The following is a 24,080-nucleotide window of genomic DNA, read 5'->3' as shown; positions in this document are numbered from 1 at the left end:
CGAGATACGCGCCGACCTCCATCTCGGCCTTCTCCAACTCGCCTGCAGCATCATCTGCTTGAGACGACTCAAAACCTCATTTTGAAACCGTCAGTAAGGGTTGTCCCGCAATTCCCGGCGGGACAACCCTTAGCAACACGCGCAACCCGCGCCCCCAGACTGAGTGCGACGACCAACCCACGGCGTTGTCAGCCCCTCTTGATACAACTACAGGGAGAGCACAGCCAAATGAGGGGGACTCGGGGCATGCCCAGTGACATTTCGGACGACGCACCAGTTGCTGGGCTATATGAATCGCTCATCACGCATCGGCTCGCGGAGCGGATGCGTCAGCTCGACTCCACAGGCTGGCACTCCATCGACGCCTCAGTCGGCGCAGAATCGGCACCACATGCCCTCTCCCGCCATATCGGCACCACTGTGCGGCGGGTGTTCCAGGGTCTGTCCCCTGCCGAACAGGTGATTGCAGCCAATCACATACTGGAATCACTCAAGACGATCGAGGGCGCCACAGAGTGGGTTGATCTCATCACCGATGGGCCGCGTCAGCTGCTGTCCATCGCGGAACAGGAGGCACCGGGCGTCTACTCGATACGCCCGGCGACACCCTTGTCCGAGACGGCACTCATGACGAACGCCCCTGAAGATCCCAGTCTCGGATTCGAGTTGCGCGCCGAGCTGGCCACCGCCGACCGAGTCGACCTCCTCTGCGCATTCGTGAAGTGGCATGGACTCCGCGTCTTGGAGAAGTCCCTGTCGTCGGCGCGAGAGCGGGGTGTTCCCATCCGTGTACTTACAACGACGTACATCGGCGCCACGGAACGCCGCGCCCTGGACCGACTGGTGCGAGACTTCGGCGCCGAGGTCAAGGTCAACTACGAGCTCCGGTCCACGCGCCTCCACGCCAAGGCGTGGCTCTTCCGCCGGGCCAGCAACTTCGACACGGCGTACGTCGGCAGCTCAAATCTCTCCAAGGCAGCACTCCTGGATGGGCTCGAATGGAACGTCCGCCTCTCCTCCGTCGCGACGCCCTCGGTGATCCGCAAGTTCGAGGCGACCTTCGACGCTTATTGGAGCGATCCCGCTTTCGAGTCGTACGACCCTGACAGGGACGCACAGCGGCTAGACGACGCCTTGTCCCGCGCCGGCGGCAGCGGACGCCCCGGACCTACGGGCATCACCCTTTCCGGCCTAGAGGTCCGCCCGTACCCCCACCAACGAGACATGCTCGAACGCCTCGAAGTCGAACGGACAGTGCACAACCGGCACCGAAATCTTTTGGTCGCAGCAACGGGTACCGGAAAGACCGTCATGGCCGCGCTGGACTACAAGCGCCTACGCCAGAAGCTCGGACGTGACCCGCGGCTACTTTTCGTAGCTCACCGCAAGGAAATCCTGGAGCAATCCTTGCGCGTCTATCAGAACGTCCTCATCGACGCCAACTTCGGCGAGATGTTCTTCGGTGGCGAGATCCCCAGCCGTTGGACCCATGTGTTCGCCAGCGTCCAGTCGCTCAGGACGGAGGCCCTGGACCGTATTGCCCCGGACTACTTCGACGTCATCGTGATCGACGAGTTCCATCACAGCACGTCGCCTACCTACCGCAAGATCATGGCCCATTTCCAGCCCCAGGAACTCTTGGGCCTGACAGCAACTCCGGAGCGCACGGATGGATTGAACGTCCAGGACGAGTTCTTCGATGGCCGAATCGCGGCGGAGATGCGGCTCTGGGAAGCGTTGGAGAACGAACTCCTCAGCCCCTTTCACTATTTCGGAGTCACTGACAACACGGACATGAGCGCCGTCACATGGAAGCGTGGGGCGTACGATTCGACAGCGCTGAGCAATCTATTCACGGGCAACGACGCCCGAGCTCGGCTCGTTGTGCAAGCAGTGCGAGATAAGGTCACCGACCCTGACTCGATGCGTGCACTGGGATTCTGCGTATCGGTTGCGCACGCACACTTCATGGCCGACTTTTTCCGGCGGGCCGGTCTCGGCGCTGTCGCCCTCTCCGGCGGGACCCCAGCAATCGAGCGCAAGGCTGCACTCGATGACTTGCGCTCGGGCACGCTCCAAATCATTTTCTCTGTCGACCTGTTCAACGAGGGTCTCGACATCCCCGACGTCGACACCTTGCTCCTGCTACGCCCTACCTCCAGCTCCACGGTCTTCCTTCAGCAGTTGGGGCGGGGATTGCGCCGCACAGAGGACAAGGCAGTGCTCACCGTCTTGGACTTCATCGGCCAGCACCGCAAGGAGTTCCGGTTCGAGGAACAGTTCCGAGCTCTGACCAACCTGACGCGCAACCGCCTCCTCGATAGCATCGAGCAAGACTTCCCCCAGCTTCCTTCTGGTTGTCAGATCATCCTTGAAACGAAGGCCAAGGAGACGATTATTGACAATATTCGCACCCAGATCGCGGTAAACGTCACACAGTTGACCCGCGAGGTCGCCCACTACGCACGAGCACGTCTTGCAGATTTTCTCAAGGAGAGCGGCCGGGAGCTCAAAGAGCTCTACCGAGGCAACGGCAACTCATGGACGTCTCTATTGCGTCGAGCGAAACTACTGGACCCGACCGGCCCTGAAGGTGAGTCGCCACTCCTCAAGCGGATCTCGGCTTTCCTGCATGTCGACGACCCGCTGCGTGTTGCGGCATACAGCAAACTGCTTTCCGACGATGCCCCTGCCTACGGTGAACTCAGCGAGCAGGAGCAAGGGTACGCCCGCATGTTCTTCTTCTCGCTCTGGCCATTGGGCGAGAACTTCCCCACTTACCAGGCAGGACTGGATTCGCTGAGGCATCAGCACGCATTTAGGGACGAATTGCGCCAAGTGCTTGCTCACGTCCTGGAGCAGACAGATCACGTCCCTGTGCCGCTCCTTGGAGCGCACGCCGCGATCCCACTGACGGTCCACGCGTCGTACAGCCGCGAAGAAATTCTCCCCGCACTAGGCCAGGCCGCCGTGGACGGCCGCAAGCCCGGCCACTTCCGCGAGGGTGTGAAGTGGTGCGAGAACATCCAAACCGATGCCCTGCTAGTCACTCTAGAGAAAGACGAGAAAGACTTCTCCCCCGAAACTCGTTATAAAGACTACGCTCTCAACGACTCCTTGTTCCACTGGGAGTCGCAGAACCAGACTTCAGAGCAGTCACCCACAGGCGTCCGCTATCAGACGCACAGAGAAAAGGGCACGCACGTCCTGCTTTTTGTGCGCCGATACAAGCAGACGGATATCGGTGGACCTCAACCGTGGATGCTCATGGGGCCGGCGGAGTACGTTAAACACACAGGCAGCAAACCTATGGCGATCGAGTGGAAGCTTTCCCATCAGATCCCGGCCGATGTATTGACCTACTCGGCTATCGCCGCGGGCTGAGTCGGCGCGCCCATGTTCGACGGCTTGGCCAGCTGCGCTGACAGAGACTCGCCAGAGCAGAATACGGCTCCGTTCTCAGATCTCGGCGAGAGACCGGAACCCGGCCCCCCTGGTCACTCGTCCTGGGAGGCGGGACCAAGAGGATGGGAAGACATGGTGGAACAGGCAGGGGCCGGTGTGGCGTCGGGGGCGAAGCCGGTGGTGCCTGGCGCGGGTGGCGGGCGGCGCGGGTGGGTGCTCGCCGGGTTCGCCGTGGTCGTGGCCGGCGTGCTGGCGTTCCATCGGGCGGTGCCCAACCGGCCCGGGAGGATCGGGAGCCTGCTGGAGTCCTTCCTGCCGTGGTTCGGGGTGGTCATCGTCCTTCTGCTGGGGGCCGCCCTGGTGCGGCGGGCGGCTGTCGCGCTGGTGGCCGTGCTTCTGCCCGTGGGCGTCTGGGTACACCTCTTCGGCGCCTTGTTGCTGCCTGCCGAGGACGCCGGCGGGCGCGGGCTCGTCGTCGTGCAGCACAACGTCAGTGATGAGAACGGCGATCCGGCGGGGACCGCCCGCGCCCTCATCGAAACCGGGGCCGACCTCATCGCGCTGGAGGAGGTGGTGGCCCCGCAGTTGCCGGTGTACGAGAAGGAACTCGCCGCCGACTATCCGCATCACGTCGTACGGGGCACCGTCGGGCTCTGGTCCACGTACCCGCTGAGTGGTGAGCGGCTGGTCGACATCAAGCCCCGCAGCATCGCCGAAGGGTGGAGCCGCGGCGTGCGCGCGGTCGTCCACTCGCCGTACGGGGACGTCGCGGCGTACGTCGCCCATCTGCCCTCCGTCCGTGTCGGGGCGGGCGGTCTCGCGTCCGACCGGAGAGACGAGAGCGCCGAGTTGCTGGGGCGCGCCATCGCCGCCGAGAGCGTCGATACGGTGATTCTGCTGGGCGATCTCAACGGGGCCGTGGACGACCGGGGGCTTGAGCCGCTCACCTCACGCCTGAACGTGGCCGAGCGCGGCTTCGCCTTCAGCTTCCCCGCGTCCCTTCCGCTGGCCCGGATCGACCAGGTCATGGCCCGCTCCGCCACCGTCGCCCACCTCCGCACCCTGCCCGCCACCGGCAGCGACCATCTGCCCGTCGTCGCCCGCGTCGCCCTGGCATGAGGCCCGCGCGTCCGCCTCGCGGACCGCCGCTACGCGTTGCCGCCAGGTCATGTCCTGGGGGAAGTCGTAGGTGTCCGTGTCGACCATCCAGCTCGCGCACGCCGTCGCCCCGCGGCAGTCCACCAGCACCACGACGCCAGCTACCTCGCCGGCCTCGGAACGGCCGACCCACACCGGGTAGGTACCGTCCCCGGTCGTCGCGAAGGCCATGAGCTCGCCGCCGGGAGCCTCGTCCCTGGTGCGCTGCATGAACATGGAACCGTCGTCGATGTCCTCGTACCCGTCCAGGTCCGACTCCCCCTGGATCAGCCCCCGCTCGAAGAGCGCGATGAGCGGCTCCCAGGCCCCGGCGTCAGCGAAGCAGCCAGTGGCGCCGTCGGTGTCGAAGCCGGCTATCTGCTGCTCGATGAACAGCCGGGGGTCGTCACCCGGTCCGGACACCCCGAGACTCGGTAAGGCCGACGGAGGCCGTCCCACGCGTACAGCGGCCTGGACGGCCGGCTCCTGTTCGCCGCCTATGCGCGCCGGTCGGCCAGCCGCGACACCGCGTCGACCAGGCCCTCCCACGCCTGCCGCGTGTCGGCCGTGTCCGCGTGCACCGGAGCGCCGAAGACCTTTAGCGCGGCCGCGATGTCGTCCAGGGCCCACCGGAGGCCGTAGTGCGCGAGCAGGGCGGAACCCGGTCGGTGGCCGGTGAGTTCGGCGTAGCGGGACAGGTCCGCCGGCGCGCCGGTGGCCAGCCAGAGGTCCCGCTCGGGCGGCGCGAGAGCGACGGTGTCCCAGTCGACGAGGAGGGTGCGGCCGCCGGGGTCCAGGATGTTGCCGGGGTGGGGTTCGCCGTGGGTGACGACCGTGGCGGAGGCCGGCGCGTCCGACGTGAGCCGTGCCGTGCCGACGTCGAAGCGCCCCAACGTAGCGCGCAGCAAAGCCCCGTTGGCGGCCAGCAGCGTTCGGCAGCTCTGGGCGTACGGGCCCGACCCCGTCCGGAAGCGCCGCGGATCGGCCAGTGCCGCTTCGAGTACGGAGCGGCCCGGCAGCGCCGGATGCGGCGCCGGTGTCTCCAAAGGGGGTGGTACGGCGTGCAGTCCGGCCAGTCTCTCCACCAGCCTGCGGCGCGCACCGGGGTCAAGCGCCTGGCCGAAGTGACCGGCGGGCGCGTCCACGTACGGGAAGACGCTCACGGCGTACCGTTCGGTCAGGCGGAGCAGGGTCCGGCCCGCCCCGGTACGCAGCGGAGCCACCAACACGCGCTCCCCGGCGGGTGGGTCGAGCGCGGAGGCGAGGACGGCCGCCGTGTTCATGGCGCGGTTCAGGCCCGTCCAGGCCGTGGCCGCGTCGGGTCCGCAGTGCGGCTTGTGCGCGAGGTCGGAGACCGTGACGAAGGTCCGCCGGCCTTCCGTCCCGACCGCGACCCAATGGTGGTCGCCGAAGCCGACCGGGGCGTGGGTGAGTGTGACGGGCTCGAAGCCCCAGGCCCCGAGGGCGGAAGCCAGGACGGATACGTCGAGGTCGGTCGGGCGGTCCTTCACCCGGACCACGGTAGCGCTCGCCCGCGACGGGCGGGGCGGCCGACGCCACCCGGCACGTACCGGTATGACCCGACGCCACCCGGCACGTTCCGGCATGACCGGCCACCGCGCGGCACGTTCCGGCACGGCCCGACGCCGCCCCAAGCCGCCCGACGCCACCCGGCATGGCCCGACGCGGCCCGGCCTGACCTGACATGGCCCTCGCTCCCGGCCGCTTGTCCGACCATCCCTGCACGCTTTGTACACGCTCTCATCACAATTCCGCTTCGCTTCCCGCATGCCTCTGATGCAATCCCGGGCGCGCTGCGAACATCGGCTGCTCCACCGCACAGAGTTCGGCCATGGGGGCAACACATGCAGACGGGAAAGCAGTCACGGCGTCCGAGAGGCGGGCTCCTCCGGATACGGACGTCTGTGGGAGCGGGCGCACTCGCCCTGTTGCTGGCGGGGTGCGGAGGCGACGACGGCGGTACGGACGGTCAGGACGGAAAGAACCCCGCCAAGGGCGCCGCGTCGGTCAGTCCGTCGCCCTCCGTGGAACGAGCCCTGGCACTCATGGACGACGAGGAGAGCCTGGACGCGGGCAGCAGTCTGGACGTGGACGTCCTCGACAACGACTCCGTCACCCTGGAGAGCGGGACCCGCGCGGCGCTGCTCCATACCTACGACCCGGCCGAGCTGACCCTGAGCATCGACAGCGCACCCGGCCACGGTTCCGCATCGGTGTCCGGGACCACGCTCACGTACACCGCCGGCGACGGGTACGCCGGTGAGGACGAGCTGACGTACCGGGTCCTCGTGAAGGGCACCGAGGTACCCGCCGCCACCGCCGTCGTACGCATCACGGTCGCCTCGCCCGACCCGGAGCCGACCCCCGCGTCGAAGCCCGCGCCGAAGACGACGGCACCGGCCCCGGCGTACTTCAAGAACTGCGATGCCGCGCGTGCCGCCGGGGCCGCTCCGGTCGAGGAGGGAGATCCCGGCTACGCGCCCCACCTGGACCGCGACGGCGACGGTGTGGGGTGCGAGCCGTGGGGCGAGTCCACGTCATCCTCCGGCGGAAGCGGAAGCGGAAGCGGTGGAAGCGGTGGGAGCGGCGGCGGTGACAGTGGCGGCAGTACGAGCGGCGGGGGCGGGGATGGCAGCACCACGTACGCGAACTGCACCGCCGTACGGAACGCGGGCGCCGCGCCCATCCGGACCGGAGACCCCGGCTACGGACGCCACCTGGACCGCGACGGCGACGGCGTCGGCTGCGAGTGACCCTCGCTTCGCCCGACGCAGTGGTGCCACCGCCCTCCCCTGACCCGCCGCCCGGCCGCCTGCGGGCCGTTCATACCGCCTTCTCCTGACGGTCGCGCCGCCGCCACGCGGTCAGCGCCGCGTGCGTCGCCAGTCCCAGGACCAGGCCCCAGCACGCGGACCCGATGCCGCCGAGGGTGACGCCGGAGGCCGTGGTGAGGAAGGTGACCACGGCCGCGTCCCGGCCCGGCTCGTCCGCCACGGCCTGGGTGAGGCTCGTGGAGAGCGTGGCGAGCAGGGCCGTCCCCGCTATGACGGCGATCAGCTGGGGCGGCAGCACGGCGAAGAGGCCCACGAGGGCGGCTCCGCAGACACCTGCCAGCAGGTAGAAGACGCCGCACGCCAGACCGGCCACATAGCGGCGTCGCGGGTCGCGGTGCGCCTCTTCGCCCGTACTGATCGCGGCCGTGATCGCCGCCAGGTTGACGGCGTGGCCGCCCAGCGGCGCGAACACCGTCGAGGCGAGTCCGGTGGCCGTGATGAGCAGCCGGTCGTTCGGGCGGTAGCCGCAGGCCGCCAGCACGCCCAGCCCGGGCGCGTTCTGCGAGGCCGTCGTCACCACGGCCAGCGGAACGGCCAGGCCCACCAGCGCCGAACCGGAGAACTCCGGGGCCGTGAAGACGGGCAGGGTCAGACCGATGTCGACGGACGAGGCGTCGATGCCCGGGGCTACGGCGGTGGCGAGCACGGCCGCCACCAGGGCCCACGCCACCGCGTATCTCGGCGATCGCTGTTTGACCGCCAGGTAGGTGGCGAGCGAGGCGAGGACCGGAAGAGGCGCGCCGTCCAGCGCCGAGAACAGACCGACGCCGAAGGAGAACAGCACGCCCGCCAGCATCGCCGCCACGATTCCCGGCGGTACGCGGCGCAGGACCTGCCCGAAGACCCCCGTCAGCCCGAACAGCGCCATGAGGAGACCGCTGACCAGGAAGGCCCCGACGGCCTCGGGGTACGTGTAGTCCCCGAGGCTGCCCACGAGGAGCGCGGCACCCGGCGTCGAGAACGCGGTGATGACCGGCATCCGGGTCCACCAGCTGAGCACGGCGGCGGTCACTCCGCTGCCCACGCACGCCGCCCACACCCACGACGCGGTCTGCTCGTCGGTCAGCCGGCCGGCGGAGGCCGCGGCCAGGACCACGAGGAGGGGGCCGGAGCACGACACCACGACGGTGATCAGGCCCGCGAGGACGGCGGTGAGCGAGGCGTCCGCCAGGAGACCGCGCCGACCGGACGGTGTGCCGCCCGGCAACGGGGGTCTCCCGGCCGGGGGCCCGTCGGCCCGCTGCCCATCGGCCCGCTGCCCGTTGGACCGTTGCTCCTCGGACCGTTGCCCATCGGTACGTTGCTCCTCGGACCGTTGCCCATCGGTACGTTGCTCCTCGGACCGTTGCCCATCGGTACGTTGCCCCTCGGACCGTTGCCCATCGGTACGTTGCCCATCGGTACGGACCCGCTCATCCGGTCCGGGCGCCTCGTCCGTGTCGTCCTCGGCGCCCTGTTCGGCGTCGGCCATCGTGTCCCCTTCCCCGTCACGCACCTACCGGTTGCGCGTCTGCCGGCGCCGCCCCTGCCGCTGTTCCCGCTCGGCCTCCCGCACCACGGCGAGCCGGCCTCAACCTCGGGCGAACTCCGCGCCGTTCGGGACCTGGCACGCCGGCCGGAGACCACCGCTCCGGACGGCGGCGACGAGCCCCCAGGGGGAAGCGCCGAAGCCACCACGGGTGAGCGCGACGCCCTCGGCCGCCGACGCCGAAACCGAAACCGACGCCGCCAGGAACGTCTCCTCCGTGGTCCCTACCGGTTTACGGACCTCGTCGGTGCTGCGCCGGGCCAGGCCGCAGGCGAAGGCCCGGGCGGCGGCCGCCTGGAGCCCGTGCGGCGACCGCCTGAAGGAGGCCGCGCGGGCGTCGAGCTCGTGGGCCTCGTGCGCCTGCACGGCGGCGCCGCGGCCGGGACTCAGGCGAGGAACGCCGCCATCTCCCCGTACACCGCCGCCGTGTTGTCCAGGTGGGCGTCGTGACCCGCCCCCGGGATCACGCCGATCCGCGTCACCGGGTGCCGGGCCCGCATCCGGTCGGCCTCGTCCGGCTTCATCGTGCCGTTCTCGCCCCGTATCACCAGCACCGGGCAGCGCACCCGGTCCCAGTCGTCCCAGTAGTGCCGCCGCGCGTTCTCCTGGACGGTGGCCACCATCACGTCCCGGTCGACGCGGGGATGCAGACCGCCGGGGCCCGGCACGAGGCCCGCCGCCCAGGCCCGGCCCGCCGGCCCGCCGCCGAAGAACGCCTCGGCCGCCCCCGCGTCCGGGAACGGCACCGGCCACGAGTCGAGCCAGTCGCCTATCTGCTCCGGCAACCGGGGGCTCGGCCCCGCCGGTCCCGCCTCGATCAGGACCAGTGCCCGGCACACCTCCGGGTGGGCCGCCGCCGTCAGCAGAGCGGTGAGGCCGCCCATCGACTGGCCGACCAGCACCGTGTCCTCCCCTGCCAGACCGAACCGGCGCGCGACGGCGAGCACGTCGCGCACGTGTGCGGCCCGCGTCACGTCCCCGGGCCGGCGGGTGCTCGCCCCGCTGCCCCGGGCGTCGAAGGCGATCACCCGGTGTGTGGACGCGAACCGGGCCGCCAACGCCTCCCACTCGCCGGAATGCCCGGCCAGGCCGTGCAGCAGGAGCAGGGGAGGGCCCTCACCGCCGTGGTCGGTGCAGATGAGACGTACGGGACCGGCCCCGCCCGCCGCTCCGCCTTCCTCGACCGTCACCGTCACCGTCATCGTCTCCATCACCGTCGCCGTCTCCACCGCCGTCCCCGTCGCCGTCACCCGGCCTTCAGCCGCTCAGCGCGTGCGACACCGTGTAGATCGCCAGGCCCGCCAGCGCGCCGACCACCGTGCCGTTGATGCGGATGAACTGGAGGTCCCGGCCGATGTGCGCCTCGATCTTCTTCGAGGTCTGGTCCGCGTCCCAGCCCGCGACCGTCTCGCTGATCAGCGAGGTGATCTCCGCGCGGTACGTCGTCACGACGTACACCGCCGCGTCCTCCAGCCAGCCGTCCAGTTTGCCCCGGAGCCGTTCGTCGCTCGCCAGCCGCGCACCGAGCGACATCAGCGACGCGCGCGCCCGCAGGCGCAGTTCGCTCCGCTCGTCCTCCGCCGCCGAGAGGATCATCGTGCGTACGGAGGACCAGGCCGAGGCGATGACGTCCTGGACCTCGCCGCGGCCCAGGATCTCCGACTTCAGCCGCTCCACGCGGGCCCGGGTGTCGGCGTCGCTCTGGAGGTCGGACGCGAAGTCGTTCAGGAACGTGTCGATGGAGCCGCGCGCCGGGTGCTCCGGCATGTCGCGCATCTCCGTGACGAACCGCAGGAGTTCCTTGTAGACCCGCTCCCCCACCCGCTTGTCCACGAAGCGCGGCGTCCAGCCCGGGGCTCCGCCCTGCACCGCGTTCATCACCGAGTCGCCGTGCTCCACCAGCCAGTCGTGCGCCCGTACGCACACCAGGTCGACGACCTTGCGGTGGCCGCCGTCCGTGACGACCTTCTCCAGCATCTTGCCGAGGCTCGGACCGACCTCCGCCGCGTCCGCGCGCCGGGTGATGGCCTCGCCGACCACCGCCTGCACGTCGGAATCCCGAAGGACCGTCAGCGCACCGCGCAGGGCCGTCGCCAACTCGGCGGTGACCCGGTCGGCATGGGCCGGCTCCGCGAGCCACGCACCGAGCCTCCGGCCGACCCCCAGAGCGTGAATTCGGTCACGAATGACGTCTCCGGAGAGAAAGTTCTCGCCGACGAAGGAACCGAGGGACTGTCCCAGCTGATCCTTCTTGGTGGGGATGATGGCCGTGTGCGGAATCGGCAGGCCGAGCGGACGCCGGAAAAGCGCCGTCACGGCGAACCAGTCCGCCAGCGCACCCACCATCCCCGCCTCGGCAGCCGCCGCGACGTAGCCCGGCCAGCCCCCCACGCCTGAGTTCTTCGCCCAGGTGGCCAGGACGTAGACGAGCGCGACGAGCAGAAGGAGGCCGGTGGCCGTGAGTTTCATGCGCCGTACGCCGCGCTGCTTCTCCTCGTCGGCGGCGGTGTACGCGAACGAGGCCAGCGGGCCCGCCGTGCGCGGCGGACCGGAGCCCTCGCGTTTCCACCCGGAGCCCTGTCCCTGTCCCAGCCCCTGTGCCTGTCCCAGCCCCTGTGCCTGCCCCAGCCCCTGTGCCTGCCCCAGTGCCGGGGCTGGTTCCGGCTCCGGCTCCGGCACCGATCGGGACGCGTGCCCGGACTCCGGCTCCGGCACTGCCTCCGGCTCCGATCGAGCCGCGTGCCCGGACACTGCCTCCGGCTCCGATCCGGCCTCGCGCCCGGACTCCAGCTCCGCCGCTCGCTCCGACGGCTCCGACGGCCCCGTCCCGTCCTTTCGCCCCGACGGCCCCGACGACTCCGATCGCTCCGACTTCCGCACCGCGTCCTCGCCCTGCCCCTGCTCGCCGGATCCGGTCCGTTCCATCCGCTCCACCCGTCCGCGTACGCCTCGCCCCCGTGACCTACACATTGTCCCTGCCTCCCCTACTCCCGGGCCGCACGTCGAGTTCCCGGCGGCCTGTCGCATCATGGGACGAGCACGACCATCGCAAGGAGAAACACCGCACATGCCCAGGCGCCAGGGGTATGCCCTGCTCATCGCCCTAGTGGCGGGCACCGCCGTGCTCGCCGCCGCCGTCGCCTTCGGCACGACGCTGCTCTCCGGCTCCCGGCCGGCACCGCTTCCGCCCACCGAGACCCAGGCCGCGGCCCGCAACCCGGTCGATCCCGCCGCCTCGGGCGGCTCCTGGGTCGCCACCTGGACCGCCGCGCCCGTCCGCGCCGAACCGGGCACCGAGAACGGACTCCCCGGGCGCACCATACGTAACGTCGTGCACACCAGCATCGGCGGGAACGTCGCCCGCATCACCCTGTCGAACCTCTTCGGCACGGCCCCCCTCGTCGTGGACCAGGCCGCCGTCAACACCCGGCCGGTGACCTTCGGCGGTGCCGCCGCCGTCACCGTCGCCGCCGGCGGACGGGTCATCAGCGACCCCGTCGTGGTGCCCGTGGCCCCCGACTCCGACCTCCAGGTCAGCTTCCGCACCCCACAGGCGGGCGGGCCGGTCACCTACCACCCCTCCTCCCACCAGACCTCGTACCTGATCGACGAGCGCGGCACCTGGAGCACCACCCACTGGCGCTACCTGACCGCCGTGGACGTCCGCAACGAGAGGGCGCTCGGCGCGATCGTCGCCCTCGGGGACTCCCTGACGGCGGGCAGCGGCTCGACCACCGACGCCAACGCCCGCTGGCCCGACGTCCTCGCCGACCGGCTGGGCGGCCGGTACGGAGTCGCCAACGCCGGCATCTCCGGCAACCGGGTCCTGGGCATCGGCCGCGGCACCGGCGGACCGTCGGGCACCGACCGGTTCGACCGTGACGTCCTGTCGGTCGCCGGGGTCCGGACGGTCGTCGTGGCCCTCGGCGTCAACGATGTGCAGCAGCGCCCCCAGGAGACCGACCCCCAGCGTCTCGTGGACGGCCTGCGCGCCCTCACCGACCGGGCGCACGCCCGCGGACTCACCGTCGTCGGGGCGACGCTGACCCCGTTCGAGGGCTTCGCCACCTGGACTCCGCAGCGCGAAGCCGTGCGCCGGGCGGTCAACGAGCAGATCCGGGCCGGCACGGTCTTCGACGCGTACGTGGACTTCGACGCGGCGGTACGCGACCCCGCCGCGCCGACCCGGATCCTCGCCTCGTACGACTCCGGAGACCACCTGCACCTCAACGACGTCGGCTACCGCGCGCTCGGCGACCGGGTGGACCTGACGTCCGTGGACCGGGCCCGCACGCCCCGGGCCGACGCGCTGTGAGTCACTGAGAAGGAGCCGCGTACGGGCCGGGCGGGCAGGGCGTACGGGCCGGGCGGGCATGCGGGGCCGTGCGTGCGTGCGGTACGGCCGTACCGGTGGTGGGCGGCACACGGCCGTACCGGCGGGGGACCTGCCCTCAGAGTTCCTTGCGGGGCCCCTCGGCGGGGCCCTCCACCTCGCGTCCCCGGCGCGCTTCCCGTTCCGCTTCCTTCGCCTCCTTCAGGCGGCGGCGCTCCGCCTTGGTCCGCTTGCGCTCCACGCCGACGCCGCCCATCAGGGCGAAGCCGGTGACCCGCACGGTCGGGGCGTCCGGGGCCGGCTCGCCGTCCTCGCTGGAGCCCTCGCCGAAGCCGCCCATGATGCCGACGCCTCTCACCTCGACATTCAGCTCCGGCGGCACGGTCACCTGGAGGCCGCCCATGATCGTGAAGCAGCGGATGACGATCTCGCGGTCCTCGAAGTTCGCCTCGCGCAGATCGATCTCGCCGCCGCCCCACATCGCGAACGCGGTGAAGGTCCGGCCCACCGTCCAGCGGCCCTTCCGGTTGAACCCGCCCCAGAAGGCGAACGCCCCCTTCGAGGTGGCGGTGCCGCCGATCCGCGCGGGCCAGTTCGCCGCGGAGCCCCGCAGCGGGACGGGAGCGGAGGAGCCCACCGGGGCGACGGCCGAGCCCGGTGCCGGAAGGTCCTGGACCAGCGGCTCCAACTCCCCGTGTGTGCGGGCCTTGTAGGCCGTTTCGAGACGCTGGCCGAACTCGTCCATATCCAGTCGGCCCTCGGCCACGGCCTCGCGCAGCAGTTCCGCGATCCGCTCGCGCTCGGCATCGGAGGCGCGCATGTCCGGACGTTCACTTGTCATACCGCGCAGCCTATTGAACGCAGCCGTTCCCGGCACAGAGGTGCAGGCCCACGACCTGCGCGCGCCGCCCCCAAGGGGCCCGTCACGTCCCGGACGCGTACATCCTCGCGATCACGGCCTCGATGTCCGGCTCCCGCACCGACAGGTCGGCCAGCGGGTACTCCGCGGCGATCCGCGCCACCAGCGGGGCCGCCGACGCGGCGGCGGGGAACGGCAGCCACTGGCGCGGGCCCTCCACCTTGACCGCCCGCACCGCCGGACCGCCGCCCGCCCCCTCCTGCTCCAGCACGATCGGAGGCAGTTCACTCTCCAGATCCACCACGAGCACGCGTTCGCTCTCCCCCACCTCATGGAGGCCCGCCGGCGAACCGTCGTACATCAGCCGGCCGCGGTCGATCACCATCACCCGGCCGCACAACTGCTCGATGTCGGTGAGGTCGTGTGTCGTCAGCAGGACCGTCGTCCCCCGCTCCGCGTTCAACTCCTTCAGGAACTGCCGCACCCTGGCCTTGGAGACCACGTCCAGGCCGATCGTCGGCTCGTCCAGGTAGAGCACCTCCGGATCGTGCAGGAGCGCCGCCGCGATATCGCCGCGCATCCGCTGCCCCAGCGAGAGCTGCCGTACGGGAACGTCCAGCAGCGCACCCAGATCGAGGAGTTCGACGCAGCGGTCGAGATTCTCGCGGTAACGCCGGTCGGGGATGCGGTACATGCGGTGCATCAGCCGGTAGGAGTCACGCAACGGCAGGTCCCACCACAGGGTCGTCCGCTGGCCGAAGACCACACCGATGCGGTGCGCCAGCCGGGTGCGCTCCCGGGAGGGGTCGATGCCCGCGACCCGCAGCCGGCCACCGCTCGGGGTGAGGATGCCCGTCAGCATCTTGATCGTCGTCGACTTCCCGGCCCCGTTCGGGCCGATGTAGCCGACCATCTCCCCCCGGGCCACCCGGAAGCTGATCCCGTCCACCGCCCGCACCTCGCGGCGCTCGCGGCGCAGCAGCCCGGTGCGGCGGCGGACCTGGAAGACCTTCTCGACTCCGTCGAGGCTGATGAAGCCGTCGTTGTCCATGCCCGTGCCCTTCCGCGTGAACCCGCCCGACACGCCCGAATCCCGTTTCCTCAACTGCCCGTGCTCCGATAGGACCGCAGTCCCGCCCGCCACGCGAGGCCCGCGAGCACCCAGCAGCCCGCCGCCACCAGCGGCGGCAGGAACGCCACCCACTGCGGCAGATCCACCGGGTAGTCCCGGTCCAGCACGTACAGCGCGGGCAGCCAGCTGACGAAGGCCAGCGGCACCACGAACGTCACCCCCCGCACCAGGTCCTTCGCGAAGACCGTGGGCGGGTACTGGAGCAGCGTCGTCCCGCCGTACGTGAAGGAGTTCTGCACCTCCGAGGCGTCCTGCGCGACGAACTGGAACGCCGCTCCCGCGACGAAGACCGCCCCGAAGATCGCCGCCCCGCTCACCACCATCATCGGCAGCATCGTCACCTTCAGCGGCGTCCACGCGATGTCCAGCGAGAGGAGCGCGTAGCCCAGTACCAGCAGCCCCTGCGTGATCCGCCCCAGCCGGCGCAGCGCGAACCGGTCGGCCGCGACCTGCGCCAGCACCGGCACCGGACGCACCAGCAAGGTGTCGAACGTCCCGTCGCGGACCCGGCGGCCCACCCGGTCCATCGAACCCAGCAGCAGATCGCACAGCCCGAACGCGGTGGCCGACAGGCCGTACAGCAGGGCGATCTCCTGCAAGGTGTAGCCGCCCAACGCGTCGACGTGCGAGAACATCAGCAGGATCGTCACGAAGTCGAAGGCCGTCACCGCGAAGTCCCCGAAGGCCGTCATGGCGAACGAGGCCCGGTACGCCATCGTCGAGCGCACCCACATCGCCATGATCAGCCCGTACGCCCGTACGCCCTCCAGCAGCCGGGGCCGCTCCGGGAACGCGAACGCCTCCGCCGTCCGGGCCTCGCCGTCCGCACGGCCGCCCCGGGAGGCCGGGTCCTGCGCCCCGGCCCCCTCGCCCGCCCGGCCCTCCCCGTCCTCGCGCACCACACTGTCAGCCACCCTGCACCACCACTCTCCTGGTCGCCGCGGCCTGCACCAGACGGCCCGCCAGCAGCAGCACCACCGCCCACCCGGCCTGGAACGCGTACGCCCCCGCCAGCCCCCACCCCGTGTGCTTGCCGAGGAACACATCGGCCGGGACCTGGAGCAGCGAGGACCACGGCAGCGCCCGCGCCACCTCGCCCAGCAGCCCGGGGAACAGGTTCAGCGGCAGCAGCATCCCGGAGAAGAACAGACCGGCCAGCGACACGATCCGCATCGCCCCCGCCCCGTCCATCAGCCAGAACGCCGACAGCGCGACCAGATAGCGCACCGCGAAGCTCACCACGACGCCCAGGAACACCGAGACGAGGAAGGCCGGCCAGGTCCACGGCGAACCGGGCAGGGCCAGATCGAAGGCGAGCGCCCCCAGGAGCATCGGCACGATGCCCCGGCCCAGCAGATGGAAGGCGGCCCGGCCCAGGTCCGCCGCCAGCCACCACAGCTGGAGATCGACGGGACGGTACAGGTCGACGGCGATGTCCCCCGTGCGGATCCGCTCCGTCAGCTCGTCCTCGAAACCGCCGCCCATCATGGCGCAGGCCATCAGCAGGGCCTGCCCCAGCCAGACGTAGGTCAGCGCCTGGGAGGTGTCGTACCCGCCGAGCTGCGGGCGTGCGTCCCACAACGCGATGTAGGTGTACGCCACGATGAAACCGAAGACGGTGTTGGTGAACACACCCGCGGCCGTAGCCGTCCGGTAGGTGGCGTACCGCCGGAACGCGCCCCCCGCCACCACCGTGTAGAGCCGCACGCCGTCCCCTCTCCCCCGCCGCCGCCGGCCCCGACACCAAAGCGTCCGACCCTAGTGCACCCGCCTCAGCCGCCGCGACCGCATTTCGGGACGACCGGTGGAGGGAACGACCCGGGAAGAAACCGATGATTTTCCGGCAAAACGGGCACTATGGAAGAACTGACCACGCCCGAGGAGCCCCACGGACATGAGCGACGCGTCACAGCACTGGGACCCCCGCGACCCCTCGGGCGCGGCGGCCGCACCCGGGAGCGGCCGGGGAAAGCCACCCGGGAAGAACGGGGAGAGCGGGGAGAGCGGGGAGAACAGGGAGAACGGGCCGAGCGGGGGGAGCGGGGGGAGCGGAAAGAAGCAGCGGACCAAGCGGCCCCGGCGCACCGGCTGGCGGCGCGCCGTCCCGACCTGGCGGATGACCCTCGGCACCGTGCTGGGCCTCGCCCTCCTCCTCATCGGCGGGTTCTTCGCCGGCTACCACCTCGTCGACATCCCGGCCGCCAACGCCGCCGCCACCGCCCAGTCCAACGTCTACCTCTACAACGACGGCAGCGTCATCGCCCGTGACGGCGAGGTGAACCGCGAGAAGGTCAAGCTCTCCCAGGTCCCCGACACCGTCCAGCACGCGGTACTGGCCGCCGAGGACAGGGACTTCTACTCCGAGCGGGCCGTGGACGTGAAGGCGATGGTGCGGGCCGGCTGGAACACCGTCACCGGCAAGGGCAAACAGGGCGGCTCCACGATCACCCAGCAGTACGTCAAGAACTACTACCTCGGCCAGGAACGGACCGTCGTGCGCAAGGCCAAGGAATTCTTCATCGCGGTCAAGCTCGACCGCGAGGAGACCAAGGACCAGATCTTCGAGGGCTACCTCAACACCAGCTACTTCGGACGCAACGCGTACGGCATCCAAGCGGCCGCCCAGGCGTACTACAGCAAGAACGTCGAGGACCTCACCACCGCCGAAGGCGCGTACCTCGCCTCCCTCCTGAACGCCCCCAGCGCCTACGACGTCGTCGCCCACCCCGACAACGAATCCGCCGCCCGGCACCGCTGGGACTACGTCCTGGACGGCATGGTCAAGGAGGACTGGCTCGACGCGGCCGAACGGGCGGCGACACGCTTCCCCACCCCCGGCGAGGCCAAGGCGTCGACCGGACTCTCCGGGCAGCGCGGCTACATCGTGCAGGCCGTCGAGGACTACCTGAACCAGCGCGGCATCCTCGACGAGGAGACCCTCGCCACCGGCGGCTACCGCATCACCACCACCCTCGACAAAGCCAAGCAGGACGCCTTCGTCGAAGCCGTCGACACCAACGTGATGGCCAAGACCAGCGCCGAACGCGAGGCCGACCGCAACGTCCGCGTCGGCGGCGTCTCCATCGTCCCCGACACCGGCGCCGTCGTCGCCATGTACGGCGGCATCGACTACACCAAGCAGTACGTCAGCAACGCCACCCGACGCGACTACCAGGTCGGCTCCGTCTTCAAGCCGTTCGTCCTCGCCTCCGCCGTCGTCAACGACTCCACCACCCAGGACGGCCGCCGCATCACACCCGACACCGTCTACGACGGCAGCAACAAACGCATGGTCGTCGGCCCGCAGGGTCCCACCGGCTACGCCCCCGCCAACGAGGACGACGTCGACTACGGCGACATCACCGTACGCACCGCCACCGACAAGTCCGTCAACTCCGTCTACGCGCAGATGGCGCAGGACGTCGGCCCCGGAAAGGTCCGCGACACCGCCGTCGCCCTCGGCATCCCCACCGACACCCCCGACCTCACCGCCTCCCCCTCCATCGCCCTCGGTCCCGCCAACGCCAGCGTCCTGGACATGGCCGAGGCGTACGCCACCCTCGCCGACCACGGCCGGCACGGCAGCCACGTCCTCGTCGACAAGGTCACCAAGAACGGCACCGCCATCGAACTGCCCGAACGCACGACCGACCAGGCCATCAGCCGCGAAGCCGCCGACACCACCACCTCCGTCCTGCGCAGCGTCGTGCAGGGCGGCACCGGCACGGCGGCCCAGGCGGTGGGCCGCCCCGCCGTCGGCAAGACCGGCACCGCGGAGGAGGACAAGGCCGCCTGGTTCGCCGGATACACCCCGGACCTCGCCACCGTCGTCGCCGTCATGGGCCAGAACCCGGACACCGGCGCCCAGACCCCGCTGTACGGAGCCCTCGGCCTGCCCCGCCTCAACGGCGGCGGCGCCCCCGCCGAGACCTGGGCCGCCTATACGGAAGCGGCGCTGCGCTCCTCCCCCGCCCGGCAGTTCGACCTCAAGCCGGCCCCGGGTTCCGCCGAGGACGAGCCCCCGGTCGACGAGAACCCCGACGGCAGCACGGACGCCTCCCCCTCGACGCGGCCCACCACCCCGCCCGGCACCACCCCGAGCCGCCCCGCCGCCGGCACCCCGGCCCCGCCCGGCACGGACACCCGTGGAACAGGCGGCACCGACGGCACCACCGGCACGGCGGACAGCGGCGGAACGAACGGCCCCGCCGGAGCGACGGGCGCCACCGGAAACACCGGAGAAGCCAGCGGAGACGGCGACAACGCAGGCGCAGACGGGGGCGGGGGCGGGGGCGGGGGCGGGGGCGGGGGCGGGGGCCGGGGCGGCTTCATCGAGGGCGTCCGCGGCCCCGACTTCCCCGGCAGCCAACCGGTATGACCGGCCGGCGGCAACCACGGACGACGGCCGGCCGACGACAACCGCCGACCAGCGGAGAACGACCACCGCGCCCCCCGCGAAGAACACACTGACCGCAGCCGCAGCCGCAGTCGCAACCGCGGCCACAGCCACAGCCACAGCCACAGCCACAGCCACAGCGCAGAACCGGAAGAGGGGCCTGGTGACACCCGCCACCAGGCCCCCGGACAACCGCGGGTCCTACAGATACAGCCCGGTCGAATCCACCGAACCCTCGAACCGGTCGGCGGCCACCGCGTGGAGATCACGCTCCCGCATCAGCACGTACGCCACACCCCGCACCTCGACCTCGGCACGGTCCTCGGGGTCGTACAGCACCCGGTCCCCAGGCTCCACCGTCCGCACGTTCTGCCCCACCGCCACCACCACGGCCCAGGCCAGCCGCCGGCCCACCGCGGCCGTCGCCGGGATCAGAATGCCCCCGCCGGAGCGCCGCTCGCCCTCCGACGCGTCGTTCCGCACCAGCACCCGGTCATGCAGCATCCGGATGGGCAGCTTGTCGTCATCGGCGGGACCGGCGGCACCGCGGCGGTCCTCGTGGGTGTTGTCGCTCACGCCCGCAACCTACCTGCCGCCCCCCGGACCCCACGCCTCCGGGTACGGAACACCCCCCGGCGCGTACCGGTCACGTGCGGCGGCGCCTGGACACGGCAAGCAGCCCCACCACACCGGCCACCAGCAACGCCGCGGGAATCACCCGCTCCAGCCGCGGAGAGCCGTCCTCCGCGACGAACTGGGCCTTCACCTCCGACACCGAGCGGTTCACCGCCACGAACGCACGGCCCGCCGTCCGGTCCACGGACTCGGCCGCCCTCGCCTTGGCATCCGCGATGATCGTCTTCGGGTGTACCCGCACCCCGATCTCGTCGAGCACCACCGCGAGCTGCTCGCGCCTGCTGATGATGTCCGCCTCGATCTGCGCAGGGCTCCTGGCATCCGACACTGCGCCGCCTCCGTGGTCGTCGTCCGGTAAACCTTCATCGACAGTCTGTCAGCTCGAACCGCCGCACACCCGGCGGCACCCCTATTACCCTCGGTCCCGTCCGCCCCGCGCACCACCCGAGGAGATCCACATGAGCGAGCGACTGAAGCCCGGCGACACCGCTCCCGCCTTCACCCTTCCCGACGCCGACGGCAACGAGGTGTCGCTCGCGGACCACAAGGGCCGCAAGGTCATCGTGTACTTCTACCCGGCGGCTCTTACCCCCGGATGCACCAAGCAGGCGTGCGACTTCACGGACAACCTCGACCTCCTGGCCGGCGCCGGGTACGACGTCATCGGCATCTCCCCCGACAAGCCGGAGAAGCTCGCGAAGTTCCGCGACACCGAGAACCTCAAGGTCACTCTGCTGGGCGACCCGGCCAAAGAGACTTTGGAGGCGTACGGCGCCTTCGGCGAGAAGAAGCTCTACGGCAAAGTCGTGACGGGCGTGATCCGTTCCACCGTCGTCGTAGATGAGCACGGCAAGGTCGAGCACGCGTTCTACAACGTGAAGGCGACCGGCCACGTGGCGAAGATCATCAGGGATCTGGGCATCTGAGCCCGCCCGCCCCTCACATGATCTCGACGTGTTCCCCGGTGATCTCGACATGTTCCCCGGCCGGGGAACATGTCGAGATCATGTGAGGGAGATCGCATCGGCCCCCGAAGTCGGTTTGCGACCGCCGCGATTGCGCAGAAGCCTTTCCTGGAACACACTCCGAGGAAAGGACCCGGCCATGGCGGCCCCCGACCCCCACCAGGTGGCCGACCCCGAAGCGGTCAAACGCCACCCCACGCTCTTCCGGGCCGTCCGCAAGCGGCGGAACCCGCGACTGCGCCGGACCGACATCACGGTCACGGACGACGCCGCGGTCAAGCGGGCCGTGAAAGCGGCCTCGCTGGGAAACGCCATGGAGTGGTTCGACTTCGGCATCTACTCCTACCTCGCCGTCACCATCGGACACGTGTTCTTCCCGTCCGGGAACGACACCACCCAGCTCCTCTCCTCCTTCGCGACCTTCGCCGTGGCCTTCCTCGTACGCCCCCTCGGCGGCATGTTCTTCGGCCCGATGGGTGACAAGCTCGGCCGCAAGAAGGTCCTGGCGCTCACGATGATCCTGATGGCCATCGGCACGTTCGCGATCGGCCTGATCCCCTCGCACGACACGATCGGCGTATGGGCCGCGGTCCTGCTCATCTTCTTCCGGATGCTCCAGGGCTTCTCGACGGGCGGCGAGTACGGCGGCGCCTCGACGTTCATCGCCGAGTACGCCCCAGACAAACGGCGCGGCTTCTTCGGCAGCTTCCTGGAATTCGGCACCCTGGCCGGCTACGTCGGCGCGGCGGGCCTCGTGACCGCCCTGTACGCCCTCCTGACGGACGCGCAGATGGAGACCTGGGGCTGGAGGATCCCGTTCCTCGTCGCGGGCCCGCTGGGCCTGGTCGGCCTCTACCTGCGACTGCGCCTGGACGAGACCCCGGCCTTCCAGAAACTGGAGGGCGGCATCGCGCACGCCACCGAGGCGGCGGACGGCGTCGAGTCCACGGCCAAGGGCGACCTGGCGAAGATCTTCCGGCAGCACTGGCGGACGCTGATCCTCTGCATCTGCCTGGTCGGCGCGTACAACATCACCGACTACATGCTGCTGTCGTACATGCCGACGTACCTCTCGGACGAACTCGGCTACAGCGAGACCCACGGCCTGCTGATCCTGCTGGCGGTGATGGTGCTCCTGATGACGATCATCAGCCAGATCGGCAGGGCCTCCGACCACTTCGGGCGCAAGCCGCTGCTGATGACGGGCATGCTCGGCTTCCTGTTCCTCTCCCTGCCCGCGTTCCTGCTCATCCGGGTGGACGGCATCCTCCCGATCACGATCGGCATGCTGATGCTGGGCCTCTCCCTGGTCTGCATGCTCGGCACGATGTCGGCGGCGCTGCCCGCCCTGTTCCCGACGAACGTCCGCTACGGGTCCCTGTCGGTCGGCTACAACCTCTCCGCCTCGATCTTCGGCGGCACGACCCCGCTGGTGATCACGGCCCTGATCAGCTGGACCGGCTCCAACCTGATGCCCGCGTACTACGCGATGGCGGCGGCCCTGGTCGGCGTGATCGCGGTCCTCTGCATGAAGGAGACCGCCCAGCAGCCGCTGATCGGCTCCCCGCCATCGGTCGAGACGGACGCGGAGGCGGCGGAACTGGTCCAGGCCCAGTCGCCGGACCCGAAGTTCTGAGCCTCTCCCTTCCGGCCTCCTCGACGGAACGGCCCGTACCGCTCGACACCGGCGGTACGGGCCGTTCCGCGTCCTCACCGGCATTCGGGCGTGACGGTCCGATAAACGGTTCGTTACTCCGTACGAGGCTGCGAACGGGCAGCCTGGACGGAGGGGGCCACATGGGGAACAGCCCGTACACACGTGAGCGGCTGGCGGAGGGCATAGCCGCGTCGGCGAACTGGACGGACCTGATGCGTCGGCTGGAGCTGCCTACGAACGGCGGCAGGCGGCGCGTGCTCCAGCAGAAGGCGGCGGAGTACGGGCTGGACACCTCGCATTTCACGCGGCGCAGCCCGTGGAGGAAGTATCCGGACTCAGCGATCGCAGCAGCGGTGAAATCCTCGTCCTCACTGCGCGAGGTCGTCACCAAGCTCGGCGCCGCACCGGCCGGCGGCACTCTCTCCCACATCAGCCGCCGCATCACCGCCTCCGGGATCGATGTCAGCCACTTCCCCGGTTTGAACCGCCCCCGGCCGGAGCTCCCCTTCACCATCGACGAGTTACGGGCGGCAGCGGCGTCGGCCGAGAGCGTCCGGGCCACAGCACGCGTTCTGGGGGTACCCGACGACGGCCGGTCACGCTCGGCGCTGGCGAGCCTGCTGCGGAGGCGGGGTGTCGACACCTCACATTTCCGCAACGCGAGGCTGGCGATCCCGGAGGAGGCCCTGCGGCAGGCGGTTCCCCGGAGTACCAGTTACGCGGACGTCATGCGAACGCTCGGCCTCGAAGTCAACGACACCAACCATCGCCGCGTACGCCGCAAGGTCGTTCAGCTGAAGCTCGACACCGGCCACTTCACCCGGCGCTCCTGGACAGCGGCGCGGGCGCCCGAGCCCCGCGCGACCGCACCGACCACCCTCGTCGTCAAACCGCTCGGATCAACCCGCACCAACCGCAGCCGGCTTCACCGCGCACTGCGGGAGCTCGGTGTCGCGTACCGCTGCGTGTCCTGCGGCAACCCGGGCGAATGGCTGGGGCGGTCGTTCACGCTCCAGATCGATCACATCAATGGTGACTGGCTCGACAACCGGGCCGAGAACCTGCGCTACCTGTGTCCCAACTGTCACGCGCTGACCGAAACGTGGTGCCGCAAGGGCCGACGTGCGAGGTCGGACACCGCATAACTCACAGGACCGACGTCCCCTCCCTTGTAGAC

19 protein-coding genes and 1 pseudogene are annotated in these 24,080 nt (G+C 70.3%); 8 read left to right on the top strand and 12 right to left on the bottom strand.

Annotated features, from left to right (window positions below):
* Positions 1–246: 246 nt before the first annotated feature.
* Positions 247–3,384 (top strand): DUF3427 domain-containing protein, encoded by a 3,138-nt coding sequence (locus ACIQMU_RS25520; protein ID WP_402689760.1) that lies wholly within the window; start codon positions 247–249, stop codon positions 3,382–3,384.
* A gap of 153 nt (positions 3,385–3,537) precedes the next feature.
* Positions 3,538–4,524 carry an endonuclease/exonuclease/phosphatase family protein gene (locus tag ACIQMU_RS25515; RefSeq protein WP_352241333.1) on the top strand — a complete coding sequence of 329 codons (987 nt, stop codon included), beginning with the start codon at positions 3,538–3,540 and terminating at the stop codon, positions 4,522–4,524.
* A gap of 117 nt (positions 4,525–4,641) precedes the next feature.
* Here ACIQMU_RS25515 and ACIQMU_RS25510 read toward each other — a convergent pair.
* Both ACIQMU_RS25510 and ACIQMU_RS25505 read right to left on the bottom strand, forming a co-directional pair.
* A pseudogene (locus ACIQMU_RS25510) lies at positions 4,642–4,956 on the bottom strand (DUF4241 domain-containing protein); the annotation flags it as partial.
* A gap of 83 nt (positions 4,957–5,039) precedes the next feature.
* A complete protein-coding gene (locus tag ACIQMU_RS25505) occupies positions 5,040–6,053 on the bottom strand; it encodes a phosphotransferase (protein ID WP_402689759.1) in 1,014 nt (337 codons plus the stop codon).
* A 414-nt stretch (positions 6,054–6,467) separates the two neighbouring features.
* On the opposite strand from ACIQMU_RS25505, the gene ACIQMU_RS25500 reads away from it, so the two are divergent.
* Complete coding sequence (locus tag ACIQMU_RS25500) at positions 6,468–7,316, top strand: excalibur calcium-binding domain-containing protein (protein ID WP_402689758.1); 849 nt, start codon at positions 6,468–6,470, stop codon at positions 7,314–7,316.
* Positions 7,317–7,386: 70 nt separating this feature from the next.
* On the opposite strand, the gene ACIQMU_RS25495 is transcribed toward ACIQMU_RS25500, so the two are convergent.
* The 4 genes from ACIQMU_RS25495 to ACIQMU_RS25480 all read right to left on the bottom strand — a co-directional run bounded on the left by ACIQMU_RS25495 (position 7,387) and on the right by ACIQMU_RS25480 (position 11,517).
* Positions 7,387–8,604: a benzoate/H(+) symporter BenE family transporter gene (locus ACIQMU_RS25495; RefSeq protein ID WP_402689757.1), complete on the bottom strand. Its 1,218-nt coding sequence runs from the start codon at positions 8,602–8,604 to the stop codon at positions 7,387–7,389.
* Positions 8,605–8,967: 363 nt separating this feature from the next.
* Positions 8,968–9,291: a hypothetical protein gene (locus tag ACIQMU_RS25490; RefSeq protein WP_352241328.1), complete on the bottom strand. Its 324-nt coding sequence runs from the start codon at positions 9,289–9,291 to the stop codon at positions 8,968–8,970.
* Positions 9,292–9,311: 20 nt separating this feature from the next.
* Positions 9,312–10,136 carry an alpha/beta fold hydrolase gene (locus ACIQMU_RS25485; protein ID WP_402689765.1) on the bottom strand — a complete coding sequence of 275 codons (825 nt, stop codon included), beginning with the start codon at positions 10,134–10,136 and terminating at the stop codon, positions 9,312–9,314.
* Between the two features lie 46 nt (positions 10,137–10,182).
* Positions 10,183–11,517, bottom strand: a complete 1,335-nt coding sequence (locus tag ACIQMU_RS25480; protein WP_402689764.1) for a DUF445 domain-containing protein — start codon at positions 11,515–11,517, stop codon at positions 10,183–10,185.
* 475 nt (positions 11,518–11,992) lie between these two features.
* Here ACIQMU_RS25480 and ACIQMU_RS25475 point away from each other — a divergent pair, with 475 nt between their 5' ends.
* Positions 11,993–13,240 (top strand): SGNH/GDSL hydrolase family protein, encoded by a 1,248-nt coding sequence (locus ACIQMU_RS25475; RefSeq protein WP_402689756.1) that lies wholly within the window; start codon positions 11,993–11,995, stop codon positions 13,238–13,240.
* Positions 13,241–13,376: 136 nt separating this feature from the next.
* Here the strand turns inward: ACIQMU_RS25475 and ACIQMU_RS25470 are convergent, their stop codons facing one another.
* The 4 genes from ACIQMU_RS25470 to ACIQMU_RS25455 form a co-directional block, all read right to left on the bottom strand.
* Complete coding sequence (locus tag ACIQMU_RS25470) at positions 13,377–14,078, bottom strand: DUF1707 domain-containing protein (protein WP_352241380.1); 702 nt, start codon at positions 14,076–14,078, stop codon at positions 13,377–13,379.
* A 103-nt stretch (positions 14,079–14,181) separates the two neighbouring features.
* Positions 14,182–15,168 carry an ATP-binding cassette domain-containing protein gene (locus ACIQMU_RS25465; protein ID WP_388539263.1) on the bottom strand — a complete coding sequence of 329 codons (987 nt, stop codon included), beginning with the start codon at positions 15,166–15,168 and terminating at the stop codon, positions 14,182–14,184.
* Between the two features lie 50 nt (positions 15,169–15,218).
* Positions 15,219–16,022, bottom strand: coding sequence for an ABC transporter permease (locus ACIQMU_RS25460; RefSeq protein WP_402689763.1), 804 nt, complete (start codon positions 16,020–16,022; stop codon positions 15,219–15,221).
* A gap of 133 nt (positions 16,023–16,155) precedes the next feature.
* The gene (locus ACIQMU_RS25455; RefSeq protein WP_402689755.1) at positions 16,156–16,956 is read right to left on the bottom strand and encodes an ABC transporter permease; all 801 of its coding nucleotides are present in this window, start codon (positions 16,954–16,956) and stop codon (positions 16,156–16,158) included.
* A gap of 187 nt (positions 16,957–17,143) precedes the next feature.
* Between ACIQMU_RS25455 and ACIQMU_RS25450 the strand changes: the two genes are divergently transcribed.
* Positions 17,144–19,627 (top strand): transglycosylase domain-containing protein, encoded by a 2,484-nt coding sequence (locus ACIQMU_RS25450; RefSeq protein WP_402689754.1) that lies wholly within the window; start codon positions 17,144–17,146, stop codon positions 19,625–19,627.
* 219 nt (positions 19,628–19,846) lie between these two features.
* Here the strand turns inward: ACIQMU_RS25450 and ACIQMU_RS25445 are convergent, their stop codons facing one another.
* Positions 19,847–20,221 carry a GroES family chaperonin gene (locus tag ACIQMU_RS25445; protein WP_388539086.1) on the bottom strand — a complete coding sequence of 125 codons (375 nt, stop codon included), beginning with the start codon at positions 20,219–20,221 and terminating at the stop codon, positions 19,847–19,849.
* Positions 20,222–20,291: 70 nt separating this feature from the next.
* Positions 20,292–20,609 carry a DUF3618 domain-containing protein gene (locus ACIQMU_RS25440; RefSeq protein ID WP_352241323.1) on the bottom strand — a complete coding sequence of 106 codons (318 nt, stop codon included), beginning with the start codon at positions 20,607–20,609 and terminating at the stop codon, positions 20,292–20,294.
* A 130-nt stretch (positions 20,610–20,739) separates the two neighbouring features.
* Here ACIQMU_RS25440 and bcp point away from each other — a divergent pair, with 130 nt between their 5' ends.
* The 3 genes from bcp to ACIQMU_RS25425 all read left to right on the top strand — a co-directional run bounded on the left by bcp (position 20,740) and on the right by ACIQMU_RS25425 (position 24,048).
* Positions 20,740–21,207: a thioredoxin-dependent thiol peroxidase gene (gene bcp, locus ACIQMU_RS25435; protein ID WP_352241322.1), complete on the top strand. Its 468-nt coding sequence runs from the start codon at positions 20,740–20,742 to the stop codon at positions 21,205–21,207.
* Between the two features lie 178 nt (positions 21,208–21,385).
* On the top strand, positions 21,386–22,882 hold the full coding sequence (proP, locus tag ACIQMU_RS25430; RefSeq protein ID WP_352241321.1) for a glycine betaine/L-proline transporter ProP: 1,497 nt from the start codon (positions 21,386–21,388) through the stop codon (positions 22,880–22,882).
* Positions 22,883–23,043: 161 nt separating this feature from the next.
* The gene (locus tag ACIQMU_RS25425) at positions 23,044–24,048 is read left to right on the top strand and encodes an HNH endonuclease (RefSeq protein WP_352241320.1); all 1,005 of its coding nucleotides are present in this window, start codon (positions 23,044–23,046) and stop codon (positions 24,046–24,048) included.
* Positions 24,049–24,080: the final 32 nt, after the last annotated feature.

Source organism: Streptomyces sp. NPDC091649 (genome assembly GCF_044756785.1).
Taxonomy (GTDB): domain Bacteria; phylum Actinomycetota; class Actinomycetes; order Streptomycetales; family Streptomycetaceae; genus Streptomyces.
Note: the sequence above shows the minus strand (reverse complement) of the source record. Positions and strands in the feature narration are given on the sequence as shown.

Excerpts from the sequence above, each read along its gene's own strand:
- ACIQMU_RS25515 (WP_352241333.1), top strand. The coding sequence starts at position 3,538 with ATGGTGGAACAGGCAGGGGCCGGTGTGGCGTCGGGGGCGAAGCCGGTG.
- ACIQMU_RS25485 (WP_402689765.1), bottom strand. The coding sequence starts at position 10,136 with ATGGAGACGATGACGGTGACGGTGACGGTCGAGGAAGGCGGAGCGGCG.
- ACIQMU_RS25475 (WP_402689756.1), top strand. The coding sequence starts at position 11,993 with ATGCCCAGGCGCCAGGGGTATGCCCTGCTCATCGCCCTAGTGGCGGGC.
- ACIQMU_RS25465 (WP_388539263.1), bottom strand. The coding sequence starts at position 15,168 with ATGGACAACGACGGCTTCATCAGCCTCGACGGAGTCGAGAAGGTCTTC.
- ACIQMU_RS25520 (WP_402689760.1), top strand. The coding sequence starts at position 247 with ATGCCCAGTGACATTTCGGACGACGCACCAGTTGCTGGGCTATATGAA.
- ACIQMU_RS25470 (WP_352241380.1), bottom strand. The coding sequence starts at position 14,078 with ATGCGCGCCTCCGATGCCGAGCGCGAGCGGATCGCGGAACTGCTGCGC.
- bcp (WP_352241322.1), top strand. The coding sequence starts at position 20,740 with ATGAGCGAGCGACTGAAGCCCGGCGACACCGCTCCCGCCTTCACCCTT.
- ACIQMU_RS25425 (WP_352241320.1), top strand. The coding sequence starts at position 23,044 with ATGGGGAACAGCCCGTACACACGTGAGCGGCTGGCGGAGGGCATAGCC.
- ACIQMU_RS25450 (WP_402689754.1), top strand. The coding sequence starts at position 17,144 with ATGAGCGACGCGTCACAGCACTGGGACCCCCGCGACCCCTCGGGCGCG.
- proP (WP_352241321.1), top strand. The coding sequence starts at position 21,386 with ATGGCGGCCCCCGACCCCCACCAGGTGGCCGACCCCGAAGCGGTCAAA.